Annotated in this window: 1 protein-coding gene; it reads left to right on the top strand. The window is 32.7% G+C overall.

What is annotated here, in order from left to right; all coding sequences use genetic code 11:
* On the top strand, positions 1-459 hold a 459-nt coding region (locus UNSWCS_RS12190; RefSeq protein ID WP_035144228.1), incomplete at both ends, for a hypothetical protein.

Raw genomic sequence — 459 nt, forward strand, 5'->3', positions numbered from 1 at the left:
CAAAACTAAAAGAAGATAGTTTTAGTGACTATCTAAGCAAAGCTCTAAATTTACAAGATAGTGGCATCAATACCAAAGATGCAGCGATAAACTATATTAAAAATCAAAGTAGTTTAAATACCCTACTCTTAAATTCTTATATGTTTAATAGCTTAGATAAGAGTAAGGGGGATAATAGTCCATTACTATTAGCAGGAGTAGTGATCGAAAAAACTATCGAGATAGCCCCACTTATTTTTGGCAGCTGGCTTGTTTATAATAATGCAAGTAAGGATAAAGATAGCAGTCATGAAATTTTCCCTAGTGATGAAATTTCGACCTTACCAGGAACTATTTTCCCAAAAGAAGAGTCAAATAAAAACGATAATATCCTCACTACACCACAAACAGAGCAATATGATAAAATAACAAATGGCGGTGTAAATACAGACAATTCTTTTAACGAGCCTTATCTTGGTG

Origin of the sequence: Campylobacter concisus UNSWCS (genome assembly GCF_000466685.1) — a bacterium.
In the GTDB taxonomy this organism is placed as follows: domain Bacteria; phylum Campylobacterota; class Campylobacteria; order Campylobacterales; family Campylobacteraceae; genus Campylobacter_A; species Campylobacter_A concisus_A.